2 protein-coding genes are annotated in these 3,133 nt (G+C 45.6%); both read right to left on the bottom strand.

Annotated elements, in window-relative coordinates:
- Positions 1 to 593: lyase family protein (locus RMO35_RS24275; RefSeq protein WP_309745172.1), on the bottom strand; the 593-nt coding region annotated here is incomplete at its 3' end.
- Positions 594 to 1,080: 487 nt separating this feature from the next.
- Positions 1,081 to 2,223 (bottom strand): RNA polymerase sigma factor RpoD, encoded by a 1,143-nt coding sequence (rpoD, locus tag RMO35_RS24280; RefSeq protein ID WP_309745174.1) that lies wholly within the window; start codon positions 2,221 to 2,223, stop codon positions 1,081 to 1,083.
- Between the last annotated feature and the right edge of the window lie 910 nt (positions 2,224 to 3,133).

Consider the following 3,133-nt stretch of genomic DNA (forward strand, 5'->3'; position numbering starts at 1 on the left):
CTGACTGGCACGGCATCCTGCATGTGCGTCCGCCCAGATTTGACGATCGAGTCAAATTCTACTGCTTTTTGGTCTAATGCGGCGATCGCGCTAACGAGAGCTGGCTCTAGGGTATGACTGAGTGCCAGCAGTCCCCCGACCCGAATCGCGGTGGGAATCACATCATTGGTAGACTGACCGTAATTAACTTGGTCGTTGGGGTTGACGCGCTGATAGTTACCCTTGACATCGCCGAGTAATTCGAGCGCCCGATTGGCTAAGACCTCATTGACATTCATATGGTGGGAAGTTCCCGCACCAGCCTGATAGACATCAACCACAAATTGATCGCGCAGATTGCCCTGTAAAATCTCATCAGCAGCCGTAACTAGCACTTGGCCGATCTCCACTGGAATACACCCTAACTTACCATTGGCGATCGCAGCGGCTTTTTTGATGAGGATACAGGCATCGACATAGGTTGCCAGTGGCTTGATGCCGCTAATCGGGAAATTTTCGATCGCCCGCAAAGTTTGGATGCCGTAATATGCCCCTGCGGGGATCTGACGTTCGCCCATCGAATCTCGCTCGATTCGGTAATTATCCTGATTCATCACTATTACGTCCCGATCGTCAACATCTATATATTACGCATATTCTCAATTGAAATGAGAGGATGTCTGAAAAGTCTAATTGCTCCGTTTATAGTGGGTAAATCCCCACGCTTGGTGCAATCGCGCTGAGGAAACCTCAGCGCGATTGCATCCGCATAAAGCTAGTTATCGATTTTGGGATCGCAAAAAAGTGAAAATCGATGAAATTATTGCAGCCCAGAAATGGACAGGTCGTGTATTTTTCGCACTGCAAAAAATACACGACCTGTGGATAATGGATCGGCTTTTTCAGGGGGGCTAGCGACCCAAATCACGCCGAGGTTCCCGATCCATGGCTTTGGGTCAGCGATTCGCGCACGCCTTTATTTCCCGACAGTTTGCGAGTGCTAATTTATACTTTTCAAACATCCTCTTAGGAGTTAAGACAGCTTTACTCACGGTAATAGATCGAGAAAACGATCGCTGTAAATAAGGCGCTCGATCTTAATTAACGGATATATTCTTTGAGAATACTATTCCGATTTGGATGGCGAAGTTTGCGTAAAGCTTTAGCTTCAATTTGGCGAATGCGTTCGCGAGTAACATTAAAGATCTGACCGATTTCTTCTAATGTCTTCATCCGACCATCATCCAAACCATAGCGCAAGCGTAAAACATCGCGTTCGCGGGGACTTAAGGTATCGAGTACCCCTTCAAGATCTTCGCGGAGCAAACTCTTGGATACTTGATCTTCGGGCATCTCGCCATCAGCTTCAATAAAGTCACCGAGTCGGGAGTCTTCTTCCTTCCCAATTGGTGTTTCTAGCGAGATCGGTAACTGAGCAGATTTAGCAATAAATCGCAGTTTTTCGATCGTCATTTCCATCCGTGTGGCAATTTCTTCCTCAGTGGGTTTGCGACCCATTTCTTGAGAGAGTAGCTTAGTAGTTTTCTTAATCCGCGAAATCGTCTCATATAAGTGGACTGGCAGGCGAATCGTCCGCGATTGATCGGCAATAGCGCGGGTAATTGCTTGGCGAATCCACCAAGTTGCATAAGTCGAGAATTTATAACCTTTTTCGTGGTCGAATTTTTCAGCAGCGCGGATCAAACCCAAACTACCTTCTTGAATCAGATCCTGGAACGAGAGACCGCGATTCATATATTTTTTGGCGATCGAAACTACCAACCGGAGGTTCGACTGTACCATCTTATCTTTAGCACGTCTGCCCAAAAATAAGCGGTGGCGGAACTGCTGGAGTGGCATCGCGGCAACTGCTGCCCATTCACGATCGTGCGGTTCGCGATCCAATTCATTGAGCAGCTTTTCACGCATCCGCTCCAATTCTAGGAGATCGGCAATTTTCCGAGCTAGTTCGATTTCTTCATCGGCGCGGAGCAGGCGAATGCGACCGATTTCCTGTAAATATAGGCGAATCGAGTCTTCAGTAAACTGTTTTTTCTTGGCTTGAACGCGACGGCGGGAGGCTTTTACCTTCCCCAGCTTCCCATCCTCGTCTTCGACATCCGACTCACCGTCAGATTCAGCAGTAAAATCGTCTGCATCGACATCTTCGTCGAGTAGTAGTTCTAACTCGCTGTCGGCGTCTTTGGTAGCGATCGTTGCGAGCATGTCTTTAGTCTGGGTCATGTGTGGGGCCTCTTACTGCTAATTTTTGGAACTAATAACTAATATAAATACGATATTTTAACTGGAAATCGTGCAACCTGCATATATTTAACAATCTAGTCAGTTAGCGGTTCTGGGCGATCGATTGCCAAGATTGAAACGCGACAAGTAACTGTATTGAAAGAGGATTGTTCGGAACTAATTCCGCTCAAATATTAATCTCAAACAGCCAATAATTAATCGTCTTCTACTGAGGCGATACCGACGATCGGGTAAAGCCCTTTTGATTGTAGCTCTTATTAAAATTTCTGCCAGTTTGATATGTTAATTAACATATCAATTTCTGGAGACTTCACTCTCATAACTACAACTGACTACTTGTTACTTCAAGACAGATATTTACCGCAAGCGATAGCCCTTTGACATAACGTTGGCAACGTCCTGGCAACAATCGACACCAGCGTTACTACTATTCCCGATCGAACAATGCTTACTCATTTTTGTGAATTATTTGTCAACTTTGTTACAAAGATTTAACTATGAGATGCGATCGATAAATCGCTCTCGTCATGGCATTTGCCAAGGCAAAGCATTTATCCGAGCAGCAGCGTTCAGTCTCATCAAGAGCAGCCTGAGAAATAATTCTGCGCTCTCAATCCACAGTCTAACTGTTTAGTTTCACTTTGCCCACCCAATTTCACGCGACAATCGTGCGTTAATTTGCTGAAGTTCGTAGTATTTGAGCGATATCCACTCTTTTTAGCGGAAATTAGCAACTCAAAATTGCACCGAAAATTAGCCCTAATCCCCAATCCCTAATCCCTAATTCCTAATTCCTAATTCCTAGTATGATGCCCATCATAGCGAATTCGCGAACCTGCCCAGAGCAGCTTCTCACGCAACGTTTGATAATAAGAATAGTTGTCGCGGA

This window comes from Chamaesiphon sp. OTE_20_metabat_361 (assembly GCF_031364565.1).